The 24,703-nt window shown below is 74.1% G+C and carries 20 protein-coding genes; 6 read left to right on the forward strand and 14 right to left on the reverse strand.

What is annotated here, in order from left to right:
• Positions 1 to 73: 73 nt before the first annotated feature.
• The 8 genes from ACLWS4_RS16170 to ACLWS4_RS16205 all read right to left on the reverse strand — a co-directional run bounded on the left by ACLWS4_RS16170 (position 74) and on the right by ACLWS4_RS16205 (position 7,981).
• A complete protein-coding gene (locus ACLWS4_RS16170; protein WP_375876482.1) occupies positions 74 to 925 on the reverse strand; it encodes a fumarylacetoacetate hydrolase family protein in 852 nt (283 codons plus the stop codon).
• Positions 926 to 1,129: 204 nt separating this feature from the next.
• The gene (locus tag ACLWS4_RS16175; protein WP_416874423.1) at positions 1,130 to 2,341 is read right to left on the reverse strand and encodes a serine/threonine-protein kinase; all 1,212 of its coding nucleotides are present in this window, start codon (positions 2,339 to 2,341) and stop codon (positions 1,130 to 1,132) included.
• Between the two features lie 115 nt (positions 2,342 to 2,456).
• A complete protein-coding gene (locus tag ACLWS4_RS16180; protein ID WP_416874424.1) occupies positions 2,457 to 3,437 on the reverse strand; it encodes an ABC transporter substrate-binding protein in 981 nt (326 codons plus the stop codon).
• Positions 3,438 to 3,481: 44 nt separating this feature from the next.
• Positions 3,482 to 4,234, reverse strand: a complete 753-nt coding sequence (locus ACLWS4_RS16185; RefSeq protein WP_049655467.1) for an amino acid ABC transporter ATP-binding protein — start codon at positions 4,232 to 4,234, stop codon at positions 3,482 to 3,484.
• A 53-nt stretch (positions 4,235 to 4,287) separates the two neighbouring features.
• Positions 4,288 to 5,328: an amino acid ABC transporter permease gene (locus ACLWS4_RS16190; RefSeq protein WP_416874425.1), complete on the reverse strand. Its 1,041-nt coding sequence runs from the start codon at positions 5,326 to 5,328 to the stop codon at positions 4,288 to 4,290.
• Between the two features lie 28 nt (positions 5,329 to 5,356).
• Entirely contained in the window at positions 5,357 to 6,301 is a 945-nt protein-coding gene (locus tag ACLWS4_RS16195) for an ABC transporter substrate-binding protein (RefSeq protein ID WP_049655460.1), read from the reverse strand.
• Between the two features lie 10 nt (positions 6,302 to 6,311).
• Complete coding sequence (locus ACLWS4_RS16200) at positions 6,312 to 6,830, reverse strand: GNAT family N-acetyltransferase (RefSeq protein ID WP_049655459.1); 519 nt, start codon at positions 6,828 to 6,830, stop codon at positions 6,312 to 6,314.
• Positions 6,827 to 7,981 carry an LLM class flavin-dependent oxidoreductase gene (locus ACLWS4_RS16205; RefSeq protein ID WP_117489518.1) on the reverse strand — a complete coding sequence of 385 codons (1,155 nt, stop codon included), beginning with the start codon at positions 7,979 to 7,981 and terminating at the stop codon, positions 6,827 to 6,829. The genes ACLWS4_RS16200 and ACLWS4_RS16205 overlap by 4 nt, the downstream gene beginning before the upstream one ends.
• Before the next feature lie 639 nt (positions 7,982 to 8,620).
• On the opposite strand from ACLWS4_RS16205, the gene ACLWS4_RS16210 reads away from it, so the two are divergent.
• Positions 8,621 to 9,574, forward strand: a complete 954-nt coding sequence (locus tag ACLWS4_RS16210) for an amino acid ABC transporter permease (protein WP_380776543.1) — start codon at positions 8,621 to 8,623, stop codon at positions 9,572 to 9,574.
• Positions 9,571 to 11,511: an FAD/NAD(P)-binding protein gene (locus tag ACLWS4_RS16215; RefSeq protein ID WP_416874426.1), complete on the forward strand. Its 1,941-nt coding sequence runs from the start codon at positions 9,571 to 9,573 to the stop codon at positions 11,509 to 11,511. The genes ACLWS4_RS16210 and ACLWS4_RS16215 overlap by 4 nt, the downstream gene beginning before the upstream one ends.
• Before the next feature lie 66 nt (positions 11,512 to 11,577).
• On the opposite strand, the gene ACLWS4_RS16220 is transcribed toward ACLWS4_RS16215, so the two are convergent.
• Entirely contained in the window at positions 11,578 to 13,440 is a 1,863-nt protein-coding gene (locus ACLWS4_RS16220) for a protein kinase domain-containing protein (protein WP_416874427.1), read from the reverse strand.
• A 177-nt stretch (positions 13,441 to 13,617) separates the two neighbouring features.
• On the opposite strand from ACLWS4_RS16220, the gene ACLWS4_RS16225 reads away from it, so the two are divergent.
• Complete coding sequence (locus ACLWS4_RS16225; protein ID WP_388044585.1) at positions 13,618 to 15,897, forward strand: FdhF/YdeP family oxidoreductase; 2,280 nt, start codon at positions 13,618 to 13,620, stop codon at positions 15,895 to 15,897.
• A 70-nt stretch (positions 15,898 to 15,967) separates the two neighbouring features.
• Here the strand turns inward: ACLWS4_RS16225 and ACLWS4_RS16230 are convergent, their stop codons facing one another.
• Entirely contained in the window at positions 15,968 to 17,509 is a 1,542-nt protein-coding gene (locus ACLWS4_RS16230; protein WP_416874428.1) for an NlpC/P60 family protein, read from the reverse strand.
• Between the two features lie 336 nt (positions 17,510 to 17,845).
• On the opposite strand from ACLWS4_RS16230, the gene ACLWS4_RS16235 reads away from it, so the two are divergent.
• Together ACLWS4_RS16235 and ACLWS4_RS16240 are read left to right on the forward strand one after the other, a co-directional pair.
• The gene (locus ACLWS4_RS16235) at positions 17,846 to 19,024 is read left to right on the forward strand and encodes an inorganic phosphate transporter (RefSeq protein WP_380740239.1); all 1,179 of its coding nucleotides are present in this window, start codon (positions 17,846 to 17,848) and stop codon (positions 19,022 to 19,024) included.
• A gap of 26 nt (positions 19,025 to 19,050) precedes the next feature.
• The gene (locus ACLWS4_RS16240) at positions 19,051 to 19,305 is read left to right on the forward strand and encodes a hypothetical protein (RefSeq protein ID WP_049658085.1); all 255 of its coding nucleotides are present in this window, start codon (positions 19,051 to 19,053) and stop codon (positions 19,303 to 19,305) included.
• A 99-nt stretch (positions 19,306 to 19,404) separates the two neighbouring features.
• On the opposite strand, the gene ACLWS4_RS16245 is transcribed toward ACLWS4_RS16240, so the two are convergent.
• Positions 19,405 to 20,958: an MDR family MFS transporter gene (locus tag ACLWS4_RS16245; protein WP_416874429.1), complete on the reverse strand. Its 1,554-nt coding sequence runs from the start codon at positions 20,956 to 20,958 to the stop codon at positions 19,405 to 19,407.
• Between the two features lie 153 nt (positions 20,959 to 21,111).
• Positions 21,112 to 21,561 (reverse strand): MarR family winged helix-turn-helix transcriptional regulator, encoded by a 450-nt coding sequence (locus ACLWS4_RS16250; RefSeq protein WP_234348623.1) that lies wholly within the window; start codon positions 21,559 to 21,561, stop codon positions 21,112 to 21,114.
• Positions 21,562 to 21,687: 126 nt separating this feature from the next.
• Here ACLWS4_RS16250 and ACLWS4_RS16255 point away from each other — a divergent pair, with 126 nt between their 5' ends.
• On the forward strand, positions 21,688 to 22,728 hold the full coding sequence (locus ACLWS4_RS16255) for a DUF3533 domain-containing protein (RefSeq protein WP_387821967.1): 1,041 nt from the start codon (positions 21,688 to 21,690) through the stop codon (positions 22,726 to 22,728).
• A gap of 82 nt (positions 22,729 to 22,810) precedes the next feature.
• Here ACLWS4_RS16255 and ACLWS4_RS16260 read toward each other — a convergent pair whose 3' ends face one another.
• Positions 22,811 to 23,971, reverse strand: coding sequence for an ROK family transcriptional regulator (locus tag ACLWS4_RS16260; RefSeq protein WP_416874448.1), 1,161 nt, complete (start codon positions 23,969 to 23,971; stop codon positions 22,811 to 22,813).
• A gap of 75 nt (positions 23,972 to 24,046) precedes the next feature.
• Complete coding sequence (locus ACLWS4_RS16265) at positions 24,047 to 24,622, reverse strand: GtrA family protein (protein ID WP_074001429.1); 576 nt, start codon at positions 24,620 to 24,622, stop codon at positions 24,047 to 24,049.
• Positions 24,623 to 24,703 lie beyond the last annotated feature (81 nt).

The raw sequence follows: 24,703 nt of genomic DNA on the forward strand, positions 1-24,703 counted from the left end.
CCGGCGCGGCCGCACCCGAGCGGTCCCGGCGCCCCTCCCGACCCCCGTGCCAAGGGTCGGGCGGCCCGCGCCGTTACGCCTTGCCGAGCACCTGGCGCTGGCGGCCGAGCCCGTCGACCTCGATCTCGACCACGTCGCCCGGGGCGAGGTACGGCGTGCCGGGGCGGCCCAGGGTGACCCCCGCCGGGGTGCCGGTGATGACCACGTCGCCGGGCTCCAGCACCATGAACCGGCTCGCGTAGCGGACCAGTTCGAGCACCGGGAAGACCATCTCCGCGGTGCTGCCGTGCTGCCGCCGCTCGCCGTTGACCCACAGCCGCAGGGTCAGCGCCTGCGGGTCGGCCACCTCGTCGGGGGTGACCAGCCAGGGCCCGAGCGGGGTGAAGGTCTCCGCCGACTTGCCCTTGTCCCACTGGCCGCCGCGCTCGAACTGGAAGGCCCGCTCGGTGACGTCGTTGGCGATCGTGTACCCGGCGATCACCCCGGCCGCCTCGGCGTGCGAGTCCAGGTAGCGGGCGGTGCGGCCGATCACGACGGCCAGCTCGGCCTCGTAGTCGGTCTTCTCGCCGCCGCGCGGCACCAGCACCTCGTCGTACGGGCCGACCACGGTGGAGCCCGGCTTGAGGAAGATGACCGGCTCGGCCGGGATCGCGGCCCCGGCCTCGGCCGCGTGGTCGCGGTAGTTGAGCCCGATGCCGACCACCTTGCCCGGCCGGGGCACCGGTGCGCCCACCCGCAGGCCGTCGAGGTCCAGCACCGGCAGGACGCCGGCGGCCGCGTCCCGGGCCAGTGCGGCCGGGTCCAGCCCGGCCAGGAAGGCCCCGTCGAGGTCGCGGGTCCGCCCCGAGAGGTCGTACGCGGTGCCGTCCTCACCCAGGACGACCGGGCGCTCGGCGCCCGCGGGTCCGACGCGCAGGAGCTTCATCGATCCGTCACCAACCTTTCGTCGCAGCTCACCGGGGCGGCCCGGAGGCCGCTCCCGAGTCCGGCAACGAGGTATACCAACGCGCCGGGGCGGCGGGCCAGACCGTCCCGATGGGCGAAATCCTCCCGGTTGGCGCTCCGGCCGCCGCCCCGGCTCGGCGGCCCGCACGGTTGACACCCCGGGGGCCGACCGCGCGGAGGCGGCTCAGCCGTCCTGCGCGCCGCCGCCGAGCAGCGCCGCCAGGGCGACGGCCCGCGGCCGGCCCGGGCCGAGCCGGGCGGCCTCCCGCTGCCAGTGCGCGAGGTCGCGCCGGACGTCCGCCCGGGCCTCCGGGGTGGCACCGGGCACCTGGGCCAGTTCGTCCAGCAGGGCGGCGGCCGCGCCCGGGCTGCCGTCCCGGGCCAGCCAGAGGGCCAGGTCGTGGCAGGTGCGCAGGGTGCGCGGGTCCTCCGGGCCGCAGATCCGGGCGAAGTCGGGGACGAGCGCGGTGAGGATCTCCACCGCCTCCGCGGCCTCGCCGGCCTCCCCGTGCCGCCAGGCCCGGTCGGCCCGCCGGCGCAGCTGCTCCGGGCTGGGGTCGTCCGGGCGCAGCATCCCGGGCCGGATGGCGCGCAGCCGCTCCAGCACCTCGGCGGCACCGGCCGGCCGCTGTCCGGGCCGCTTGGCGAGCAGTTCGGCGACCAGCCCGGCCAGGGCCGGGTCCTTGCCGCGCACCCGGGGCGGGACCTCCTCCAGGTGCTTGTACATGTACTCGGCGGCCGAGGCGGCGCGGAACGGGCGGGTGCCGGTGCAGACCTCGTACAGCATGATGCCGAGCGCGTAGAGGTCGGCCCGGCCGTCCACCGGGCCGCCGGACCAGCACTCGGGCGCCAGGTACGGGACGGTGCCGACCACGTTGCCGGTGGAGGTGAGCCGGACGGTCTGGGTGACCAGTCGGGCGATGCCGAAGTCCAGGACCTTGGCCCGCTCCCCGTCCTCCACGATCATCACGTTCTCGGGCTTGATGTCCCGGTGGACGATCCCCGAGCGGTGCGCGGCGTCCAGCGCCTTGCACACGTGCCGCATCCAGCGCAGCCCCTGCTTGTGGTCCGGCCGGCCGTCCTTGAGCACCTCGGACAGCGCCCGGCCGCGGACCAGCTCCATCACCAGGTACGGGATCTTCCCGGAGCCGGACTCCGTCCACCCGTAGTCGTACACGGTGACGATGTGCGGGTTGTTGAGGCCGCCGGCCGTCCGGGCCTCGCGGACGAACCGGCTGACCGCCTCCCGGTCGGTGGCGTGCTCGGCGAGCAGCACCTTGACCGCGACCGGCCGGTCGATGGTCGTGTCGGTCGCCCGCCAGACCACGCCGAAGCCGCCCCGGCCCAGCTCCTGCTCCAGCCGGAAGCGGCCGCCGAGCACCTCGCCCTTCTCCATTCCCTCCCCCAACCCGACCGCGCCCGCTCGGCGTTCGCCGCCGGAGGGGTCGGAGGGGTCACCATAGCGGCGGGCGGGGACGAACGGGTGAACGAGCCGGGCCCACTTCCGGCAGCTACGGCTTGGGCAGCCCGGGCGGGTTGATCTCGGAGCTCTTCACGGCCTCGTTGTCCAGGCCCCAGCGCTTGAGCACCTGCCCGTACGTGCCGTTCCTGATCACCTCGTCGATCGCCCCATTCAACGCCTTGACCAGGCCGTTGTCCTTCCGGGTGGTCGCCGCGATCTTGCCGAGGACGTCCGCGCCGCCGCCCGAGTAGGTGCCGACGACCTCGGTCTCGCCGGTCTGCACGGCGTGGAAGGCCAGACTGGGGTTGGGGCCGGTGTAGACCTCGATCCGGCCGGAGGAGAGCGCCAGGTAGTACTCGGTGCCCTGGAAGTACTTGATGTCGATCGGCTTGAGGCCGTTCCTGACGTTCTCCTCGCTCCAGGAGACCAGCAGCTTCTCCTGGTTGGTGCCGGTGGCGACGCCGACCGTCTTGCCCGCGAGGTCCCTGGGGCCGGTGACCTTGAGGCCGCCGCCCTTCTTCGCCTCGAAGCCCAGGACGTCCAGCCGGTAGGTGGCGAAGTCGTACTTCTCCTTGCGCGCCTCGGTGACGGTGATGTTGGACAGGCCGACGTCGTACTTGCCGCTGTCCAGGCCGACGAAGATGTTCTCCCAGGAGACCGGGTTGAACTCGACCTTGAGGCCGAGCACGTTGCCGATCAGGAGGGCGAGATCCGGTTCGACGCCGATGATGGTCTTGTCGTCGTCGGCGTAGAAGTCCAGCGGCGGGGTGGAGCCGATGGAGTCGACGACGCTCAGCGTCCCCTTCCGTCTGATCTCCTCCGGGACCAGCGCGGCGATCGCGTCGACCTTGGGCGTGGTGACCCGTTCCTGGTTCGGCGACAGGTTCACCACCGTGCCGTCCGGCGCGGTGCTGCCCTTGGCCGGGGCGAGCTCCCCCGCCGCGCCCGTGGCGCCGCTGCCGCAGCCGGCCAGGACGAGGGCTGCGGTGAGCGCGGCGGCGGTCACGAGGGCGCGACGGGGTAGGGACATGGCGGAACTCCTGCTCGGTGAAGGGGGGTTGGGGAAGGGGAAGGTCAGAGGACCTTGGCCAGGAAGGCCCGGGTGCGCTCGTGCCGCGGCCGGTCCAGGACCTCGGCGGGCGGGCCCTGCTCGACCACCACGCCGCCGTCCATGAAGACCACGGTGTCGGCGACCTCGCGGGCGAAGCCGATCTCGTGGGTGACCACGATCATCGTGGTGCCGCTGCGGGCCAGGTCCTTGATGACGTCCAGCACCTCGCCGACCAGCTCCGGGTCGAGCGCCGAGGTCGGCTCGTCGAACAGCAGCACCTTCGGCTCCAGCGCCAGCGCCCGGGCGATCGCCACCCGCTGCTGCTGCCCGCCGGACAGCTGCCGGGGGTAGGCGGCGGCCTTGTCGGCCAGCCCGACCCGCTCCAGCAGCGCCAGCGCCGTCGCCCTGGCCTCGGCCCGGGGGCGGCGCAGCGCGGAGACCGGCGCCTCGACCAGGTTCTCCAGCACGGTGAGGTGCGGGAACAGGTTGAAGTTCTGGAACACGAAGCCGATGCCGGTGCGCTGGCGCAGCACCTCGCGCTCCTTGAGCTCGTACAGCCGGTCGCCGGAGCGGCGGTAGCCGATCAGCTCGCCGTCGATGGCGACGTGGCCGCGGTCCAGCTTCTCCAGGTGGTTGATCGCGCGCAGCAGGGTGGACTTGCCGGAGCCGGACGGGCCGAGCACCACGGTCACCGAGCCGGCCGGGACGTCCAGGTCGACCCCGCGCAGCACCTCCAGCCGGCCGAAGCTCTTGTGCAGGCCGCGGACCTGCACCATCGGGGCGGCCGGGCTCGGGGCGGCCGGGCTCGGCTCGGGCTTCGTCAGGGTGGTCACGACTGTCCTCCGGGGGTACGGGCGGCGGCGGGCCGGGTGCGGTCCGGCAGGCTCCGGGCGAGGGCCCGGACGCGCTGCCACGGGGTGGGCGGCGGGGTGCGCTGGGCGCCGCGGGCGAAGTGGCGCTCGACGTAGTACTGGCCGACCGAGAGCACGGTGGTCAGCAGCACGTACCAGACGGTGGCGACCATCAGCAGCGGCACCACCCGGCCGGTGCGGCCGTAGACCACCTGGGCCTGGTAGAAGAGCTCGCCGATGGCCATCACGTAGACCACCGAGGTGCCCTTGAGCAGCGAGATCACCTCGTTGGCGGCGGCCGGCAGGATGCCGCGCATGGCCTGCGGCAGCACGATCCGCCGGCCCTGCCGCCAGCGCGGGATGCCGAGCGCGGCGGCGGCCTCGCGCTGGCCGGCGTCCACCGCGATGATGCCGCCGCGGATGATCTCGGCGGCGAACGCGGCCTGGTGCAGCCCGAGGCCGAGCACCGCCGCGCCGAGCGCGCTGAGCACCCCGACCGTCTCGACCTCGCCGAAGGTCGGGCCGAAGGGGATGCCGATCCCGAACCGCTTGTACAGGTAGGAGAGGTTGAACCAGAACACCAGCTGGACGATCAGCGGGATCGAGCGGAACACCCACACGTAGGCCCAGGCGATGGAGCGCAGGATCGCGCTGCGGGACAGCCGCATCGCGGCCACCACGGTGCCCAGCAGGAAGCCCAGCACCGTGCCGTAGGCGGTGAGTTCGAGGGTCCGTCCGATCGCCCGGAGGATGGTGTCGGCGGTGAAGTAGAGCCGGAAGGTGGCCCAGTCCCAGCCGGGGTTGGTGGCCAGGCCGTGGGCGAACTGGGCGAGCACGACCAGCGCGGCGATCCCGGCGGCCCAGCGCCAGGGGTGCCGGGCGGGGACGGTGCGCAGGCCGGCCAGCCGGTCGAGGTCGAGGGCGGCGGCCGGGGCCGGCCGGCTGGGCGGGGCCGCGCTGGTCCCGGTGGTGGCGCTGGTCCCGGTGGTGGCGGTGGTGGCGGTGGTGGCGGTGGTCATCGGGGGTCTCCTTCGCTCGGGCCGGCGCTCAGGCGTGCTCGGGCGGGCTGATCTGCGACTCCTTGATCGCCGACTCGGCGACCCCCCACTTGCGCAGGATCCGCTCGTACGTCCCGTCCTTGATCAGCTGGTTGACCGCCGCCTGGAGGGCCGGGGCGAGCTTCGAGCCCTTCTTCAGGGCGAAGCCGACGTCGAGGCGGTGGAACTCGTTGAGGAAGCGGGTCCCGGAGGCCTCCTGCGCGACCTGGTGGCGCAGGCCGTTGATGGTGGACATCTCGATGTCCACCCGGCCCTGCTGGAGGCTGGTCAGCAGGGCGCCGCTCTCGCTGAACGCCTTGACCTCGTACGGCTTCTTCCCGGCGTCGGTGCAGACGCTCTTCCGGCTGTTGAGGGTGGTCTCGAAGGTGGTGCCGGCGCCGGTGCCGATGGTCAGTCCGCACAGCTGGACCAGGTCGGTGACCGGCTGGATCGCGGTGTTGTCCTTCTTCACCGCGAAGCCCTGGCCGTCGTCGATGTAGGTGACGAAGTCGATGGTCTTCAGCCGGGCCGCGGTGACCCCGAAGTTGCCGGTGCCGACGTCGTACTTCCCGCTGTCCAGGGCGGGCAGGATGGTCTCGAAGGCGGCCTGCTCGCGCTGCACGGTCAGGCCGAGCAGCCTGGCCACCGCGTCGGTGAAGTCCACGTCGATCCCGGCGGGCCTCCGGTCGGCCTGGTCGGTGTAGAAGGCGCTGGGCGGCGTGCCGAAGGACGAGCCGAACCTGATCGTGCCGGCGGCGCGGACGTCCTCGGGCAGCAGCGCGGCGGCGGCCTGCGAGGTCCTGAGGCCGGAGACGAGGTCCTCGGTGGCGGCGGCGGACGGACCGCCCGCCGCCGCGCCCGCGATCTTCGGGTCCGAGCCGCAGGCGGCCAGGGCCAGGACCGGCAGCAGGGCGGCGGTCGCGAGCAGGCGGCGGCGGACGGTGCTGGTTCTCACGGGGGGCCTTTCAGGGAGTGTGGGCCAGAACGGGCGACTGCGGTCCGAGGACCGGCAGCCGCTTCTCGAAGGGGAGCGGGCCGATGGTCAGCGGATCGGCCGAGACGTCGAACAGCGGGGTGTAGCCGGCCGCCAGGTAGAGGTTCCTGGCCTCGGGCTGGCGCGGCCCGGTGGTGAGGTAGAACCGGCTGTAGCCGGCCGCGACGGCCGTCCGCTCCAGCTCGGCCAGCACCCGGCGGGCCAGGCCCCGGCGGCGGTGCGCGGAGTGCGTCCACATCCGCTTCACCTCGGCGGTGCGCTCGTCGTAGCGCTTGTACGCGCCGCCGGCCACCGGTTCGCCGTCCTCCAGCAGGAGCAGCAGCACGCCGTGCGGCTCGGCGAAGGCCTCGCCCGGGTAGCGGGTCATCTCCTGGTGCGCCTCGGGGCCGTACCGGGTGACGTACTCGTGGGTGAGCTCGCGCAGCAGCGGTTCGACCAGGGGGTCGTCGACGGACGCCTTGCGGAACTCCCACCCGCCGGCCGCGCTCACGCCTGCGCCGCGATCAGCTGGTGGCGGTCGCGCTCGGCGCGCTCGGCCCGGGCGGCCCCGGCCTTGGCGGCGTCCCGCTTGGCGACCTCCTCGCGGACGATCGGGATGACGTACCTGCCGAAGTCGATCGCGTCGTCCAGCAGGTGGTAGCCGCGCGCGGAGAGGATGTCCACACCGAGGTCGTAGTAGTCGAGCAGCGCCTGGGCGACCGTCTCCGGGGTGCCGACCAGCGCGTTGGAGTTGCCCGCCCCGCCGGTCGCCGCGGCGGTCGGGGTCCACAGCGCGCGGTCGTAGCGCTCGCCGGCCTCGGCGATCTCGATCAGCCGCCGGGAGCCGGTGTTCTCGGGCGTCACGGCCTCGGGGGTGGTCCCCGGCCGGTCGGCGCCCCGGCGGGCCCGGATCGCGGCCACCGTCCGGTGCGCCTTCTCCCAGGCCAGCGCCTCGGTCGGCGCGATGATCGGCCGGAACGCCACCTGGATCCGCGGCACGTCGGTGCGCCCGGCGGCCCGGGCCGCCTCCCGCACCCGCTCGATCTGCTCGGCGGTGCGGGCCAGCGGCTCGCCCCACAGGCAGTAGACGTCCGCCTCGGCGCCGCCGGCCGCGTAGGCCGCGTCCGAGGAGCCGCCGAAGGAGACCCCGGGGCGCGGCTGCTGCACGGGGAAGACGTCCGAGACGAAGTCGTTGAAGCGGTAGTGCGGGCCCTCGTGGTCGAAGGGCTCCCGGCTGGTCCAGGCCTTCTTGACGATGCCGATGTACTCGCGGGTGCGCTCGTAGCGCTGGTCCTTGGTCAGGAAGTCGCCCTCGCGCTGCTGCTCGTGGTCGTTGCCGCCGGTGATGAAGTGGACGGTCAGCCGGCCGTCGCTGATCCGGTCGAGCGTCGCGAAGGTCTTGGCCGCGAAGGTCGGGTAGGAGACGTTGGGCCGGTGCGCCAGCAGGATCTGGAGGCGGTCCAGGTGCGAGGCGAGGAAGGCCGCCGCGGCCGCCGGCTCGGGGGCGCCGGCCCCGTACGCGAAGAGCACCCGGTCCCAGCCGTGGTCCTCGTGCGCCCGGGCCAGCCGCAGGGTGTAGTCGCGGTCGAAGGCGGCGGTGGTGCGGGCGGTGGTCTCCGAACCGTCGCCGGTGGCGGCGATGCCGAGGAATTCGACGGGCATGGCGGAACCTTTCGGGGTGGGTGGAGGTCCGGTGGACCGCGGGTGGGCGGCACCGGAGGCGGCCGCGGCGGGGCGGCCGTCGAGCGGGTGACGGTGGGAGGGGTGCGGGAGCGGAGGTACCGGACGACGGGAGGGCCGGAGCGCGGGAGGGCCGGAGCGCAGTGCGGGGCCATCGGCGGCAGCGGGGGCCTGACGCGTCGCCGGTCGTCGACGACGGATCCGGCCGCGACGGGGCGGTCCGAGGGAGGGCTCTCCCCGCCGGGGGATCAGGCCGGACGGGCGGCCCGCTGCCGGGTCAGCCGCGACACGCCGCGGACCACACCCGACCGAAGTCGATGTGGTCGCGGGTGACCAGGGGCTGCTCGGCGTACATGGCCCCAAGTTGAACAGTCGGCCGATCGGTACGTCAACCATCCATCATTGCCGCACTGTTGCGATCTCCTGTCGGTTTTTCGACGCGCTTCGACGAAGCCGTCCGGCACCCCCGACCACCCTTGACAGCCGTCGATCGCGCGTGCGTACGATCGACGCGGAGTGCAGTGCCACGCGCCGGCCGTGTTGAGGGACACGGGCCGCCGCCCCCGTACGTGACCACCGCCGTACCTCTCCCCGCCCGCACTCCGCCCAGGAGCCGCCGCCATGGCCACCCCGCAGGACGTCCTGCCCGCCCCCACCCTCCTCGACCGCCCCGACGCGCCGCCCGCCCCCGAGGCCCGGATCGTCGCCCGCCGCAAGCCCGGCCAGTGGGCCGCGGCCGCCGTCGCCCTGCTGCTGGCCGCGATGGCGGTCAACTCGGTGGTCCGCAACAAGGCCTTCCAGTGGAGCGTGGTCGCCGACTGGTTCACCGCCCGCTCCGTGCTCGACGGCCTCGCCCTGACCCTCTGGCTGACCGCCGCCACCCTCGCCCTCGGCTTCGTGCTCGGCACCGTCCTCGCCACCATGCGGCTGTCCGACAACCCCGTCCTGCGCACGCTCAGTTGGGGCTACATCTGGGTGTTCCGCTCCACCCCGCCACTGGTGCAGCTGCTGTTCTTCTTCAACATCGGCGCGCTCTACCCGACCCTCGGCCTGGGCATCCCGTTCGGCCCCGAGTTCGTCACGGTCAAGACCGTCAACCTGATGGGCCCCACCCTCACCGCCGTCATCGGCCTCACCCTGCTGGAGACCGCGTACGCCGCCGAGGTGATCCGCGGCGGCATCCTCTCCGTCGACCGCGGCCAACTGGAGGCGGCGGCCGCGCTCGGGCTCGGCCGGTGGCGGGTGCTGCGCCGGATCGTGGTGCCGCAGGCGATGCGGGCGATCGTGCCGACCGCCGGGAACATGCTGATCGGCGCGCTCAAGGGCACCAGCATCGTCAGCGTGCTGGCCGTCTCCGACCTGCTCTACTCGGTGCAGCTGGTCTACCTCCAGTCGTACCAGGTCATCCCGATGCTGATGGTCGCCACCATCTGGTACCTGGTGGTCACCACCCTGCTGTCCATCGGGCAGTACTACGTGGAGCGCCGCTTCGCCCGGGGCGCCACCCGCGACGGCCTGCCGCCCACCCCGCTGCAGCGGGCCCGCGCGGCCCTCGTCAAGGTGGTGCGGGCATGACGGAGCTCGTCATCGTCGGCGCCGGCCCGCGCGGCACCGGGCTGCTGGAGCGGATCGCCGCCAACTCCGCCGAACTCCTGCCCGCCAACCGGCCGTTGGCGATCCACCTGGTCGACCCGTACCCGCCGGGCGCGGGCCGGATCTGGCGCCACGACCAGTCCCCGCTGCTGCGGATGAACTCGATGGCCGAGGACGTCACCATGTTCACCGACGAGCGCTCCACCCTCGAAGGACCGGTCCGCCCCGGCCCCTCGCTCGCCGAATGGGCGCCCCGGCAGGAGGAGTTCGCGCCCTACCGGGAGGTCGCCGACCCGGCCGTCCGGGCCGAGCTGCGCACCCTCGCCCCCACCGACTTCCCCACCCGCCGGGCCCAGAGCGCCTACCTGGACTGGGTGTTCCGCCGCGCCGTCGCCGAACTGCCGGCGCACGTCACGGTCACCGTCCACCGCGACACCGTCCGCCGGATCGAGGGCCCGGCCGACGGCCCGCAGACCGTCCGCCTCGGCGACCGGACCCTCGCCGCCGACCACGTCGTGCTCACCCTCGGCCACCTCGACTCCGTCCCGCACCCGCGCTACGCCGCCGACGCCCGGTTCGCCGCCCGGCACGGCCGCTTCCACCTCCCGCCCGCCTACTCCGCCGACGCGGCCGACGACCTGGCCGCCCTCGCCCCCGGCGAACACGTGCTGCTGCGCGGCCTCGGCCTCGCCTCGGTGGACCTGGTCGCCCTGCTCACCGAGGGCCGCGGCGGCCGCTTCGAGCCCACCGGGGACGGGCCCGCGCTGCGCTACCTCCCCTCCGGCCGCGAGCCGGTGCTCCACCTCGGCTCCCGGCGCGGCGTCCCGTACCACTCCAAGACCGGCTACCGGCTCCAGGGGCCGCCCGCCCCGCTCCCCCGGTACTTCGACGAGGCCGCCGTGGACGCCGTGCTCACCACCGGCGGACAGCTCGAACTGCGGCGCGACTTCTGGCCGTTGATGGCCAAGGAGATCGCCTTCGGGCACTACCACGAGCTGTTCCACGCCCACCCCGGGCGCACCGCCCTGCCCTGGCCGGAGTTCCTCGCCCGCTACGACCGGCACGCCTGGTACTCCCCCGAACTCGCCGCCCTGGTCGCCGAGGCCGTCCCCGACCCGGCCGACCGGATCGACTTCGAACGGCTCGACCACCCGCTGGCCGGGCTCGAACTCGGCACCGACGAGGAGCTCCAGGCGCACCTGCGCGGGTACGTCACCGCCGACGCCGACCGCCGCGCCGACCCCGCGCACAGCGCCGACCTCGGCGCCTTCCTCGCCCTGCTCTCGCTGTTCGGCCGGCTCCCCCGGGTCGTCGCCAGCGGCCGGCTCACCGCCCGCTCCCTCGCCGAGGAGGTGGACGAGTGGTTCTTCGGCTACTTCAGCTTCCTCGCCTCCGGCCCGCCCGGGTTCCGGCTGCGCCAGCTGCTCGCCCTCTCCGAGGCCGGGGTGGTGCGCTTCCTCGGCGCGGACGTACGGATCGAACGGGACGAGGCGAGCGGTACCTGGCGGGCCTCCGGCGCCACCGTGCCCGGCCACCACGTCACCGCGACGGCCCTGGTCGAGGCGTACCTGCCCAAGCACGCGCTGGCCCGCACCCTGGACCCGGTGCTCGGCGAACTGCACCGCACCGGACGGATCGTCGAGGAGGTGGTCACCGACCCGGACTACACCCACCGCTCCGGCCTGGTCACCATCGCCGCCGCCGACAGCCGGCTGCTGGACCCGGCCCTCGGCGGCGCCCCGCACCCGCGCCGCACCGCCCTCGGCCCGCACACCAGCCTGCGCGCGGCCGCCGCCTTCGCCCGCCCCCGCACCGACGCCCCCGGCTTCCGGCAGAACGACGCCGCCGCCCGCGCCCTGCTCCGGGCCCTGGCCGCGCTCCCGGCGGCCGCGCCGGCGCTGGCGGCGTGCGCACGGTGACGGCGGTATCGGCCTGAGCACCGCGGCGACGGCACCGGCGTGGCCTGGGCGCCGTGGCGGCGGCGCTCAGGCCCCGAAGATCTCCTCCACCAGGTCCTCGTCCGAGACGTGGTCCGGCGCGTCGAACACCACGTCCGCGACGCCCTTCAGGCCGATCCCCCGGTCCAGCGCGTCCATGCAGGCCCGGGCCTGCTCGTCGGTGGCGAAGTCCCACACCCGCAGCCGCCGCACCAGCACCAGCGCCTCCATCGGGCTCATCCGCGGCGTCCGGCGGCGCGGCCCCGGCCCCTTGCGGCCGGCCTCGGCCAGCTGCCGCTGGTAGCCGGCCAGGTCCTGCCAGGCCTGCACGGTGCTCGGGTGCTGCTCGCCCAGCACCCGGGCGAGGTCCGGCAGCAGCCCGTGCAGCTGGATCACCGCGCCCTGCGGGTCGCCCCGGTTGGCCTGGTGCAGCGCGAGGTCGTGCCGGGCCTTCAGGACCCGGGGGTCGTACGGGCCCCAGGCGGCGTGCAGGTCGGGCAGCAGCTCGTGCATCAGCCGGATCGTGGTGATCGGCGCACCGCTCTCGCCGACGCACCAGACCAGGTGGTAGCGGGCGCCGAGGGTGTCCGGGTCGAGCGGGCCGAGCGCCGAGCGCATGTCGCCCACCAGGGCGGTCAGCAGCCGGATCGCGCCGTTCAGGTCCCCGGTCCGGCTGAGGTACCAGGCGAAGTCCCGCCAGGTGCACAGGGTGTCCCGGTCGCTCGCGCCGAGCACGGTCACGCACTCCTGGGCGACGGTCTGCAGGAGCATCGCCGACTCGCCGGCCGTCGCCGCCCGGTAGGCGGCCGACCGGCGCTCGCGCAGCCCGGCCCGTACGGCCTCGGAGGGCGGCGCGGCCGTCACCGGCGGCGTGGTCAGCGGCGGCAGCACCGACGGGACGGCGGGCGGCGCGGCGGGAGCGGGAACAGCGGGCGCGGGAACGGCAGGCGGCACGGTGGGCGGGGGAACGGCGGGCGCGGGAACGACCGGCGGGGCGCTCGGCGGAGGCGGCACCACCGGTGCCGGGCGCTCCACCACCACCGTCGGCACCGGCGCCGGCGCACCCGCCCGGCCGCCCGCCCACCCGGCCAGCTCGGCGAGCCGCCGCTCGACCGTACGGGCGTCGGCCGGCCGGTCCGCCGGGTCCTTCGCCAGCAGCTCCGCGACCAGCCCGGCCACCTGCGGCGGCAGCCCGAACTGCGCCGGGTCCAGCGGCGCGGGCACCTCGTTGAGGTGCTGGTACATCAGCACCGGCGTCGAGTCCCCGCCGAACGGCCGTGCCCCGGTGAAGAGTTCGACCAGGACGCAGCCCAGCGCGTACAGGTCGGCCCGCCCGTCCACCCGGCCGCCGGTCCACCGCTCGGGCGCCATGTACGCCGGGCTGCCGACGATCGTCCCGGTGGTGGTCAGCCCGCCCGCGCCGGTGTCCAGCTGGGCGATGCCGAAGTCCAGCACCTTCAGGTGCCCGGCGTCGGTGATCATCACGTTGTCCGGCTTGATGTCCCGGTGCACCATGCCCGCGTCGTGCGCGGCGGCCAGCGCGCCGCTGATCTGCCGCCCCCAGCGCAGGCTGAGCCCGGGCTCGGGCACCCCCGCCTCCAGCACCTCGGTGAGGGTGCGGCCGGTGAGCAGCTCCATCACCAGGTAGGTGACCTCCTCGCCGCCGAGCTCGCACTGCCCGAGGTCGTGCACCGTGACGATGTGCGGGTGCGAGAGGTTGCCGGCCGCGCCGGCCTCCCGGACGAACCGCAGCGCGGCCTTCGCCCGGTCGCCGCCGTGGTGCCCGATGACCTTGACCGCCACCGGCCGCCCCATCCGGGTGTCCTCGGCCCGCCACACCACCCCGAACCCGCCCTGCCCGAGCTTCTCCACCAGCTCGTACCGGCCGTCCAGGACGTCCCCGACTCGCACGCGCGCTCCCCTCCCGCCATGACGCCCAGACTCTACCGACGCCGGCCGCCGCCCTTCGCCCCGCCGTCGCCCCTCCCCGCCCGCCCCCTCCCCCGGCCCCCGGCCAGGTGGAAGGATGGAATCGAACCCCCGCACGAAGGCGGCGGTACGCACCAGCAGAGCCCGAGGAGAGCGGCCATGGCCAAGCAGGCCCCGCAGAGCGACCCGGCGCAGGACGCCCCCGAGGTGTCCGCGCCCCAGCACGCCGCCGCCGGGCTGCCCGCCGTCGGCCACAGCCTGCGGATGGCCGCCGAGCAGATGGGCGCCCGCCGCACCCTGGCCACCCTGCTCAAGGTCAACCAGCAGGACGGCTTCGACTGCCCCGGCTGCGCCTGGCCGGAGCCGGACAAGCCGCACACCGCCGAGTTCTGCGAGAACGGCGCCAAGGCCGTCGCCGAGGAGGCCACCGAGCGCCGCGTCCGCGCCGAGTTCTTCGCCGCCCACCCGGTCGCCGACCTGGCCGAGCGCTCCGGCTACTGGCTGGGCCAGCAGGGCCGGCTCACCCAGCCGATGCTGCTGGACGAGGGCGCCACTCACTACACGCCGGTCTCCTGGGACGACGCCTTCGCGCTCGTCGCCGAGGAGCTGAAGGCCCTGGACACCCCGGACGGCGCCGCCTTCTACACCTCCGGCCGGACCAGCAACGAAGCCGCCTTCGCGTACCAGCTGTTCGCCCGCCGGCTCGGCACCAACAACCTGCCGGACTGCTCCAACATGTGCCACGAGTCCTCCGGCTCGGCGCTCACCGAGACGCTCGGCGTCGGCAAGGGCAGCGTCAGCCTGAAGGACCTCTACCAGGCCGACCTGATCATCGTGGCCGGCCAGAACCCGGGCACCAACCACCCCCGGATGCTCTCCGCGCTGGAGCGCGCCAAGCGGGCGGGCGCCACGATCGTCAGCGTCAACCCGCTGCCGGAGGCCGGCCTGGAGCGGTTCAAGAACCCGCAGCACGCGCGCGGCCTGGTCGGCCACGGCACCAAGCTGACCGACCTCTTCCTGCAGATCCGCCTCGGCGGGGACCTCGCGCTGTTCCGCGCGCTGAACCGGATCGTCCTGGAGCAGGACGGCGTCGACCGCGACTTCGTCGCCGAACACTGCTACGGCTTCGAGGAGTTCGAGGCCCAGGCGCGGCGGACCGACCGCGCCGAGGTGCTCGCCGCGACCGGCCTGCCCTGGGAGCAGATCGAGGAGCTCGGCCGGCTGGTGCTGAAGTCCGAGAAGATCATCGTCTGCTGGGCGATGGGCCTCACCCAGCACAAGCACGCCGTGCCGACCATCCGCGAGGTGGTCAACTTCCTGCTGCTGCGCGGCAACGTCGGCCGCCCCGGGGCCGGGGTCTGCCCGGTGCGCGGGCACAGCAACGTCCAGGGCGACCGGACGATGGGCATCTTCGAGCGCCCCGGCGACGCCTTCCTGGACGCCCTGGGCCGGGAGTTCGGCTTCGAGCCGCCGCGCGAGCACGGCCTCGACTCGGTGGACACCATCCGCGCCATGCGCGACGGCCGGATCGGGGTCTTCTTCGCGATGGGCGGCAACTTCGTCGCGGCCACCCCGGACACCGAGGTCACCGAGGCCGCGATGCGCAAGTGCCGGCTGACCGTCCACGTCTCCACCAAGCTCAACCGCTCGCACGTGGTCACCGGCGCCCGCGCCCTGATCCTGCCCACCCTCGGCCGCACCGACCGGGACGTCAGCGCACGCGGCGCCCAGTTCGTCAGCGTCGAGGACTCGATGGGCCAGGTGCACGCCTCGCGCGGCGGCCTGCGCCCGCCCGCCCCCGGCCTGCTCTCCGAGACCGCGATCGTCTGCCGGCTGGCCCGCACCGTGCTCGGGCCGCGGGACACCGTGCCGTGGGAGGACTTCGCCACCGACTACGACACCCTGCGGGACCGGATCGCCCGCGTCGTCCCGGGCTTCGAGGACTTCAACGAGAAGGTCCGCCGCCCCGGCGGCTTCACCCTGCCGCACGGCCCCCGGGACACCCGCACCTTCCCGACCGCGACCGGGAAGGCCAACTTCTCCGTCAACCCGCTGACCGCCCCCGAGGTCCCGCCGGGCCGGCTACTGCTCCAGACCCTGCGCTCGCACGACCAGTACAACACCACGATCTACGGCCTCGACGACCGCTACCGCGGCATCAAGGGCGGCCGCCGGGTGGTCCTGGTCAACCCCGCGGACGCCGAGGAGCTGGGGCTGACCGACGGCGGGTACGTCGACCTGGTCGGCGAGTGGAGCGACGGGGTGGAGCGCCGCGCCCCGCACTTCCGGGTCGTCCACTACCCCGTCGCCCGCGGCGGCGCGGCGGCCTACTACCCCGAGACCAACGTGCTGGTGCCGCTGGACTCCACCGCCGACATCAGCAACACCCCGACCTCCAAGGCGGTCGTGATCCGCTTCGCCCCCGACAGCGGCGCGTAACCCCGAGCACCGCGAAGGCCGCCCCGCGTCCGGTGACGTGGGGCGGCCTCCTCGTGGCCTGATCGGCGCGTCAGTGCGTCGGGGTGCCCAGCGGCAGCGTCGCCGTCGCACTGCCCGCGGCCGTGGCGGTCGCCGAACCGGTGCCGCTCGGGCTCCCCATCGGGGTGCCCGTCCCGGTCGGGGTGGGCGTGCCGGTCCCGCTCGGGGTGCCCGGCCCGGTCGGCGTCCCGGTCGGGGTCGTGGTCGGGGTCGTGGTCGGCGTGCCGCCGGTCGGCGTCCCCGGGTCGGTCGGCGTACCGGTGCCGCCCGGCGTGCTCGGCGTGCCCGGGTCGGTCGGCGTGCCCGGCACGGCCGGCGGCGTCACCGTGCCGCCCGTGGCCGGCGGGGCCGGCACCTGGTTGGCCGGGCTCGGCGCGATCGGCGTCACGGAGTCCCAGTTCGCCGGGAGGTCGGGCACCTTCCAGGCGCCGCCGGCCTCGTCCGCCGCACCGGTCGGGTCCGGACGGACGGCGCCGAGGATCGGCATCGAGCCGATCGGCGAGATCTTGATGAACGCCCCGGGCCGCGGCGCCTGCACGATCAGCCCGCCACCGATGTACATCCCGATGTGCGAGGCGTCCTGGAAGTACACCACCAGGTCGCCGGGCCGCAGCTGGTTGAGCGCCACGTGCGGCAGCTGCGCCCACTGCTCCTGGCTGGTGCGCGGGATCGGCCGGCCGGCGTGCAGCCAGGCCTGCGAGGTGAGGCCCGAGCAGTCGTAGGCGTCCGGGCCGGTGCCGCCCCACAGGTACGGCTTGCCCACCTGCGCCAGCGCGAAGGCGATCGCCCCGCGACCCTGCTGGGAGGGCGTGCGCTCGCCCTTGCCGAGCGCCCCGGAGGCGAGGAACGCGAGCTGCGCCTCGTCCGCCTTGGCCTTCTCCAGCTGCTCCAGCTCGGCCCGCTGGGCGCCGGTCAGGGTGGCGACCGTCTGCTCGACGGCGGCCAGGTCGGAGGCGGCCTTGGCCTTGGCCGCGTCCTGCTGGGCGACCAGCGCCTGGGAGGTCTTCAGCGCCTCCTCGGTCTGCTTCTTCAGCCCGTCCAGCGCGTCCCGGTCGCTCTTCAGCTTGTCCAGGAACTCCGACTGCGAGCGGCTGGCCGAGGCGAGCAGCTCGGCGATGACGACCGCCTCGTACGGGTCCTTGGAGAGCAGCAGCTCGGCGTAGGCCGAGGCGGACCCGTTGCGGTACTGCGCGGCGGCGAGCTGGGAGGCGATGTCGGTGCCGGCGTCGACCTGCTTCTGCTGGCGGTCCTGCCGGCCCTGGAGGTCGGTGAGCGAGGTCTGCTGCTCCGCCGCCTTGGCGACGGCGCCGTTGTACTGCTCGGTGGCGGCCTCGGCGCTCTGGTAGAGCGCGTGCAGCCGGTCGAGCAGCGGGCCGAGGGTGGCCTTGGCGTCGGCGAGCGGGTCCGCGCCGGCGACGACCTGCCCGGCTCCCGGGTCGGGTGCGGCCCAGGCGGCCGCCGCGCCGACCGGCAGCGCGAGCGCCGCGGCCGCGAGGACGGCTCCGCAGCGCAGTGCCGCCCGTACCCAGGGCCGTACGCGTGCCGTCTCCGCTCTCTGTCCCGCCCCGCCCATGGCTGGTCCTCCCCGCCGCGCACTGCCCCTGTCCCGGCTTCCCGGATCCCGCAGATCCTCCCACGGGTTACTCACCGGAAACAGGGCGCATGCGGACTGGGAGGTTAATTCTCGATTGACCTGTGAGACAGCTCTCAGCAAACCGGGTCGAACCGGCGCGTTCTTCGCTAATGTCCAGTTCAGCGCGCCGTATGTCACCCCGACGAAACCCAGTGGTCACTGCGAGTCAACCATTGGAACCACGATTCCCGACCCAGTTCACCTTCCGTTTACCAAGCAGACCTACGGTCGCGACGTCACCAACGTCCGTGCGACAACTACGACGATTGTTTGGGTATGGAACACATCTCGTTCCTGGTAGCCGTTGTGATCATCACGGCGCTCGCCTTCGACTTCACCAACGGGTTCCACGACACCGCCAACGCGGCCGCCACCGCGATCGCGACCGGGGCCCTTCGTCCGAAGGTCGCGGTCACCATCGCGGCCCTGCTCAACTTCGCGGGCGCGTTCCTGTCCGTGAAGGTCGCCACCACCATCTCCGGCGGCATCGTCAACGAGAAGGCCGGCGTCCATCCCGAGATCATCTTCGCCGCACTGGCCGGCGCGATCCTCTGGAACCTGCTGACCTGGCTGCGCGGCCTGCCGTCCAGCTCCTCGCACGCCCTGTACGGCGGCCTGATCGGCGCCACGATCGTCGGCGTCGGCACGAGCGGCGTCAACTTCGACACCGTGGTCACCAAGATCCTCATCCCGGCCGTCGCGTCCCCCTTCGTCGCCGGACTGGCCTCCTGGGGCGCCACCAAGCTGGCCTACGCGATCACCCGCAAGGGCAACACCGCGACCACCGAGAAGGGCTTCAAGACCGGCCAGGTCTTCTCCTCCTCGCTGATCTCGCTCGCGCACGGCACCAACGACGCCCAGAAGACGATGGGCATCATCACCCTGACCCTGGTCTCGGTCGGCGCCCTGCCGCACGGCGCGCTGCCCCCCACCTGGGTGATCGTCTCCGCCGGCGCGGCGATCGCGCTCGGCACCTACATGGGCGGCTGGCGGATCATCCGCTCGATGGGCAAGGGCCTGGCGGACATCCGCCCGCCGCAGGGCTTCGCCTCCGAGTCGGCCGCCGCGACCGTCATCCTGACCTCCTCGCACATGGGCTTCGGCCTCTCCACCACCCAGGTCTGCTCCGGCGGCATCATGGGCGCCGGCCTCGGCGGCCCGAAGGGCGAGCTGCGCTGGAGCCTGGTCCGCCGCATGGTCTACACCTGGGGCCTGACCCTGCCGGCCGCCGCGGTGGTCTCCGGCGGCGCCGCCCTGCTGGCCGAGCAGGGCAGCTGGGGCGTCGCCCTGGTCGGCGTCGTGCTGGTGGCCGGCGCGGCCGCGATGTGGGTGATCTCCCGCCGCCAGCCGGTCGGAGCGGACAACGTCAACGACGTCGACGTCACCCCGGTCGAGGTCGCACCGGCCGGTACCGCGAACACCCCCACCCCCGCCTCGACCACCGTCGCGGCCTGAGCGCCACCGGCTGAGGAGCACTCACCATGCACATCAAGTGGAACGCCCTGGCCCAGACCGCCGGTCTCAGCTTCGGCATCACCGTCGCCGTGGTCGCCGTCTTCGCGCTCGGCATCCTGGCGCTGTCCCGCCGCGAGGCCGCGGTGAGCGCCGCCGGTACGGGCGAGGGCACCGCCGGGGCCGCGGGCGGCGGGCGGCTGGCCCTGGCCGGCGCGTACGTCTGCTTCGCCCTGTGCGGCGGGGTCGTCCTCTACGGGCTGTCCCTGATCGCCGGCCACTAGCCACCGCACGCGCCGCGCACAACGGAACGGGCCGGGGAGTGTCTCCACACTCCCCGGCCCGTTCGCGTATCCCTGCCCGCGGTCGGTCCCGCCGGCCGGTCAGCCCTCCTGGGTGGTCCTCAGCACGGTCTCCCGGATGAAGAGGACGGTGACGAAGGCCAGCGCCGCGAACGGGGCGGCCCACAGGAAGACGGTGCCGACGCCGTGGCCGAAGGCGTCCGTCACCAGCGGCACGATCGGGGCCGGCAGCTTGGCCAGGTCCGGGATGCCGCCACCGGTCGCCGCGGGCGAGGCCGGGACGTGCGCCGCGGCCAGGTTCTCGGCCAGGTAGTGGCCGACCTTGTTGGTCATCAGCGCGCCGAGCGCGGAGACGCCCATCGCGCCGCCCATGGTGCGGAAGAAGGTGACCACCGAGCTGGCCGCGCCGAGCTCGTGCCGGGGCACCGTGTTCTGCACCGCGAGCACCAGGTTCTGGCTGGTCAGGCCGAGGCCGACGCCGGTGATCGCCATGTAGAGGGAGAGCAGCGCGTAGTTCGTGTCGGCCCGGGCGGTGCCCAGCAGGCCGAAGCCGATGGCGAGCAGCGCGGTGCCGGAGACCAGGTAGGCCTTCCACTTGCCGTACTTGGTGATCAGCCGGCCGGCCACCGCGGAGGAGACCGCCAGGCCGAGGATCATCGGCAGGGTCATCAGGCCGGCCACGGTCGGGGACTTGGCGCGGGCCAGCTGGAAGTACTGGCTGAGGAAGGTGGTCGCGCCGTACATCCCGACGCCGACCAGCACGCTGGCGATGGCGGCCAGGGTGACGGTGCGGTACTTGAAGAGGCTCGGCGGGATGATCGGCTCGGCGGCGCGGCGCTCGATCACGACGGCCAGGGCGCCCAGCACCAGGCCGCCGCCGACCATGGCCGCGGTCTGCCAGGACAGCCAGGCGTAGTTCTTGCCGGCCAGGGTGATCCAGATCATCAGCAGGCTGACCGAGGCGGTGATGACCAGCGCGCCCAGGTAGTCGATCTTCGCCTTGCGCTTGACCAGCGGCAGCTTGAGGGTGCGCTGCACCACGAGGATCGCGACCAGCGCGAACGGGATGCCGACGTAGAAGCACCAGCGCCAGCCCAGCCAGGAGGTGTCCACGATGACGCCGCCGATCAGCGGCCCGCCGATGGTGGCGAGCGCGAAGACCGCGCCGAAGTAGCCGCTGTACCGGCCGCGCTCGCGCGGCGGGACCATCGCGGCCAGGCAGATCTGGCCGAGCGCCACGACACCGCCGGCGCCGACGCCCTGGAGCGCGCGGCAGGCGATCAGCTCGCCGGTGTTCTGCGAGAGGCCGGCCAGCGCCGAGGTGCCGATGTAGATCAGCAGGGCGATCTGGAGCAGCAGCTTCTTGCTGACGAGGTCGGAGAGCTTGCCCCAGATCGGGGTGGAGGCGGTGAGGGTGAGCAGGGCCGCGGTGATCACCCAGGTGTACGCGGACTGGCCGCCGTGCAGGTCGGCCAGGATGTGCGGCAGGGCGTTGGAGACGACGGTCGAGGAGAGCACGGCCACGAACAGGCCGAGCAGCAGGCCGGAGAGCGCCTCCATCACCTGCCGGTGCGTCATCTGGGGACTGTCGGCCGCGGCGGCGGTTCCGCTCGCGGCCTCGGTGGTCACGGTCATCTGGGTCCTTCGGCGGGCGGGCGGGATGCGCGGATCATGAAATTTCGTTGCCGTAAGCAACCATAAAACGAGATGGTTGAATAAGGCAACTTTCTTCAAGGGCAAGTAAAACCCGCAGCTACGGGCCCTGTCGCACCGCCGGGGACCGCCCGGTCAGTCGGCCGCCGACTCCCCCAGCACGTCGTTGAAGCGGTGCAGCAGCTCCGCGAAACGGGTCACATCCTCCGGCGACCAGCCGCCCATCACCTCGCGCACCCGCCGCATCCGGACGCCCTGCGCGGCCAGGTAGCGCCGCCGCCCGTCCTCGGTGAGCGAGACCAGCGCGGCCCGGCGGTCCAGCGGGTCCGTCTCCCGGGCCACCAGGCCCAGCTCCTCCAGCGTCCGGACCTGCCGGCTCACCGTCGCCTTGCCGACCGAGAAGTGCGCGCCGACGTCGGTCACCCGCACCGGCCCGGCCTGCTCGATGTAGCCGAGCAGGCTGTACGCCATCCCCTCCAGCCCGGGGTGCACCCGCCGTGAGAGTTCCGCCACTCTGGCCCGGCCCCGTCGGAACATCAGCGCGACCTCGCGCTCCACCGCCACCAGGGATTCCTCGTCACTCACCGCGCCAGTATCGCGCAGCGGCACCGGCGGCGGCCCGGCGCGGCCGGTGCGACAAGCCAACTACTTCATGGTATGAAGTATCGGTTCTGGAAGTACCGTTTTTCCCCATTACACGAGGAGATGTGGATGGCAGCCCCGGGGCAGGGTTTCATCGCCGAACTGAAGAGCGCGGTCACCCCGCGCGCGGCACTGCTCGTGATCGGCGTGCTGCTGCTCCAGCTCGGCTTCATCACCTCCTACATCGGGGCACTGCACAAGCCCGCCCCGCAGAACCTCTCCATCGCGGTGGTCGCCCCGCCGCAGGTCGCCCCCAAGCTGGTCGGCGCGCTGGAGTCGGTGCCGAACGACGCCGTCCGCGCCAGCACCGCGCCGGACGCCGAGACGGCGACCCAGCTGATCAAGGACCAGAAGCTCTACGCCGCACTGGTCGTGGACCCGACCTCCACCCAGGACACCCTGCTGGTCGGCAGCGCCCGCGGCACCTCCGCCGCCAAGGCCGCCGAGTCCATCACCACCGCGATCGACCAGTCCCAGGGCCGTACGGTCAAGGTCCACGACGTGGTGCCGCTCGCCAAGGGCGACACCAACGGCCTCTCCGCCTTCTACCTGGTGATCGGCTGGTGCGTCGGCGGCTACCTGGTCGCCTCGATCCTGGGCATCAGCGCGGGCTCCAAGCCGGCCAACACCCACCGCCTGCTGATCCGCCTCGGCGTCCTCGCGGTGTACTCGGTCGGCGCCGGCGTCCTCGGCACGGTGATCGCCGGGCCGGTGCTGGACGCCCTGCCGGGCTCGGTCCTCGGGCTGAGCGCCATCGGCGCCCTGGTGGTGTTCACGGTCGGCGCGTTCACCATGGCGCTGCAGTGCCTGTTCGACATCCTCGGGATCGGCGTCGCGGTGCTGATCTTCGTGGTGCTCGGCAACCCGAGCGCGGGCGGGGTCTACCCGGCGCCGATGACGCCGCCGTTCTGGCGGGCGATCGGCTCCTGGATCCCCAACGGCGCCGGTACCACCGCCACCAAGTCGGTCGCCTACTTCGGCTCCACCAACCTGGGGCTGCCGATCCTGGTCATGGTGGTCTGGGCGCTGATCGGCATCGGCGTCGCCCTGCTGGCCGTGCTGCGCGGCCCGCGCTCCGGCGGCCGCGAACTGGCCGCCGCCGAGAGCTGAGCCCCGCACTCCTCCCGCTCGTCACCGAGCCCCCGGCCGCCACGGCCGGGGGCTCGGGCGCGTTCGCCGCCGGGGCCCGCCGCTACCCGACCGGGCCCGGGTCGGCCACGACGGCCCGGACGACCCGCACCGCCGCGCCCAGCAGCGGGCCCCGGCGGCCCAGCCGGGAGACCGTCAGCCGCTCCTCCGACCAGGGCCGCACCGTCACCCGGGCGGCCAGCTCGGCCCGCATCGCGGGCAGCAGCCAGGGCGCCAGCCGGGCGTAGCCGCCGCCCAGCACCACCTCGGCCGGGTCCAGCAGGTTGACCGCGCCGGCGGCCGCGGTGCCGAGCGCCGTACCGGCCCCGGCCAGCGCCGCGCGGGCGGCCGCGTCCCCGGCCCCGGCGCGGTCGGCGACCAGGGCCACCCAGTCGCCGCGGGCCCCGGTCAGGCCGGCCGCCCGCAGCACCGCCGCCTCGCCCGCGTACTGCTCCAGGCAGCCGTGCGCCCCGCAGGCGCAGCGGGGCCCGTCGGGGTGCACCGGCACGTGGCCGAACTCCCCGGCGAAGCCGCCCGCCCCGCGCAGCAGCCGGCCGCCGACCACGATCGCCGCGCCGACCCCGGCCTCGGCGGAGACGTACAGGAAGTCCTCCGGGCCCTCGCCCAGCCAGCGCTCGGCCAGTCCGCCGAGGTTGGCCTCGTTGTCCGCCTCGATCGGCAGGTCGGCCAGTCCGCCCCCGGCCGTCCGCAGCGCGGGGCGCAGGGCGGCGGCCAGCGGGACGTCCTGCCAGCCCAGGTTGGCGGCCCGCTGGAGCATCCCGCCGGAGCCGCCGACCAGCCCGGGCACGGCCAGGGTGAGGGCGGCCGGGCGCAGCCCCGACTCGGCGACGGCCTCGTGCAGCAGGTGGGCGAGGTCGGCCATCACGGCGGCGGGCTCGCGGCCGTGGTTGGAGACCTCCCGGCGCCGCCAGGCGCGGACCTCCCCGCGCAGGTCGACCACGCAGGCGCCCAGGTGCCGCACGCCGATCTCGGCGCCGAGGCCGCCGGGCCCGGCCGGGTTGAGGCCGAGGGCGGTGCCGGGGCGGCCGACCTTGCCGCTGGGCGCGGCGGGGCCCTCCTCGACCACCAGGCCGGCGGCGATCAGCTGTTCGGCCAGCGAGGAGACGGCGGCCCTGGTCAGCCCCGTCCCGGCGGCCACCTCGGCGCGCGAGCGCGGCCCGCTCGCGATCGTCCCGAGCACCAGGGCCAGGTTGGCCCGGCGCATCCCCTGCTGGCTGGCGGGCCCGGTCCGGGCGGGGTCGGACTCGTGCACAAGGCTCACCTCGCCCCTTTTACGTCCTTACGGCACATCCCGTGGCATCTCGGGTGCAGCGTAGCCGGGTTCCGGGGGCACCGTCGTCGGCACCGGGACGGGCTCGGCCGGGGCCGTCCCGGCGGGCGGGAAGACCCACCGCCGGATCGCCCAGTAGCGGAACAGCATCGCCACGAAGGTGCCGACGACCATCCCGCTGAGGAAGTCCGCGACCTCCTGCCGGAGCGGGTCGACGTACGGCTCGCGCAGGTCCAGGAGGTACCGGGAGACCGCCAGCGGCACGTCATTGACGGCGATCGCCACCGCGCTGACCAGGACGAACACCAGCACCTCGCGCCGCCGGCCGTCGGCCCGCAGGGCCCGGAAGGCCCAGCGGCGGTTCAGCACGTACGAGACGACGGTGCCGATCACCGTCGCGACGGTCAGCGCGACCACCGGCTTGTGCTCCAGCACGGTGAACTTGAGCTCGAAGTCGATCACCGTGGTGAGCGCGAAGCAGCCGCTCCCGACCAGCAGGAACTTCACCAGCCGGCGGTGCCGCACCAGGAACGGGCGCAGCCGCGCGGGCACCCGGGCCAGGGCCCGCTGCGTGGGGGACGGCATCTCCGCAGTCTCGCACGCGGGGGTGCCGTCGGCCCCGCAGATCGCCGCGGCCCCCGCGGGGCGCCGACGGGCCGCCCGGAC

Origin of the sequence: Kitasatospora sp. SC0581 (assembly GCF_048159585.1) — a bacterium.
In the GTDB taxonomy this organism is placed as follows: domain Bacteria; phylum Actinomycetota; class Actinomycetes; order Streptomycetales; family Streptomycetaceae; genus Kitasatospora.

What these genes read in the sequence shown, in the direction of transcription:
- ACLWS4_RS16205 (WP_117489518.1), bottom strand. Translation starts at nt 7,981, where the DNA reads ATGCCCGTCGAATTCCTCGGCATCGCCGCCACCGGCGACGGTTCGGAG.
- ACLWS4_RS16170 (WP_375876482.1), bottom strand. Translation starts at nt 925, where the DNA reads ATGAAGCTCCTGCGCGTCGGACCCGCGGGCGCCGAGCGCCCGGTCGTC.
- ACLWS4_RS16255 (WP_387821967.1), top strand. Translation starts at nt 21,688, where the DNA reads ATGGCAGCCCCGGGGCAGGGTTTCATCGCCGAACTGAAGAGCGCGGTC.
- ACLWS4_RS16260 (WP_416874448.1), bottom strand. Translation starts at nt 23,971, where the DNA reads ATGCGCCGGGCCAACCTGGCCCTGGTGCTCGGGACGATCGCGAGCGGG.
- ACLWS4_RS16190 (WP_416874425.1), bottom strand. Translation starts at nt 5,328, where the DNA reads ATGACCACCGCCACCACCGCCACCACCGCCACCACCGGGACCAGCGCC.
- ACLWS4_RS16265 (WP_074001429.1), bottom strand. Translation starts at nt 24,622, where the DNA reads ATGCCGTCCCCCACGCAGCGGGCCCTGGCCCGGGTGCCCGCGCGGCTG.
- ACLWS4_RS16225 (WP_388044585.1), top strand. Translation starts at nt 13,618, where the DNA reads ATGGCCAAGCAGGCCCCGCAGAGCGACCCGGCGCAGGACGCCCCCGAG.
- ACLWS4_RS16245 (WP_416874429.1), bottom strand. Translation starts at nt 20,958, where the DNA reads ATGACCGTGACCACCGAGGCCGCGAGCGGAACCGCCGCCGCGGCCGAC.
- ACLWS4_RS16175 (WP_416874423.1), bottom strand. Translation starts at nt 2,341, where the DNA reads ATGGAGAAGGGCGAGGTGCTCGGCGGCCGCTTCCGGCTGGAGCAGGAG.
- ACLWS4_RS16210 (WP_380776543.1), top strand. Translation starts at nt 8,621, where the DNA reads ATGGCCACCCCGCAGGACGTCCTGCCCGCCCCCACCCTCCTCGACCGC.
- ACLWS4_RS16230 (WP_416874428.1), bottom strand. Translation starts at nt 17,509, where the DNA reads ATGGGCGGGGCGGGACAGAGAGCGGAGACGGCACGCGTACGGCCCTGG.
- ACLWS4_RS16180 (WP_416874424.1), bottom strand. Translation starts at nt 3,437, where the DNA reads ATGTCCCTACCCCGTCGCGCCCTCGTGACCGCCGCCGCGCTCACCGCA.
- ACLWS4_RS16215 (WP_416874426.1), top strand. Translation starts at nt 9,571, where the DNA reads ATGACGGAGCTCGTCATCGTCGGCGCCGGCCCGCGCGGCACCGGGCTG.
- ACLWS4_RS16240 (WP_049658085.1), top strand. Translation starts at nt 19,051, where the DNA reads ATGCACATCAAGTGGAACGCCCTGGCCCAGACCGCCGGTCTCAGCTTC.
- ACLWS4_RS16235 (WP_380740239.1), top strand. Translation starts at nt 17,846, where the DNA reads ATGGAACACATCTCGTTCCTGGTAGCCGTTGTGATCATCACGGCGCTC.
- ACLWS4_RS16185 (WP_049655467.1), bottom strand. Translation starts at nt 4,234, where the DNA reads ATGGTGCAGGTCCGCGGCCTGCACAAGAGCTTCGGCCGGCTGGAGGTG.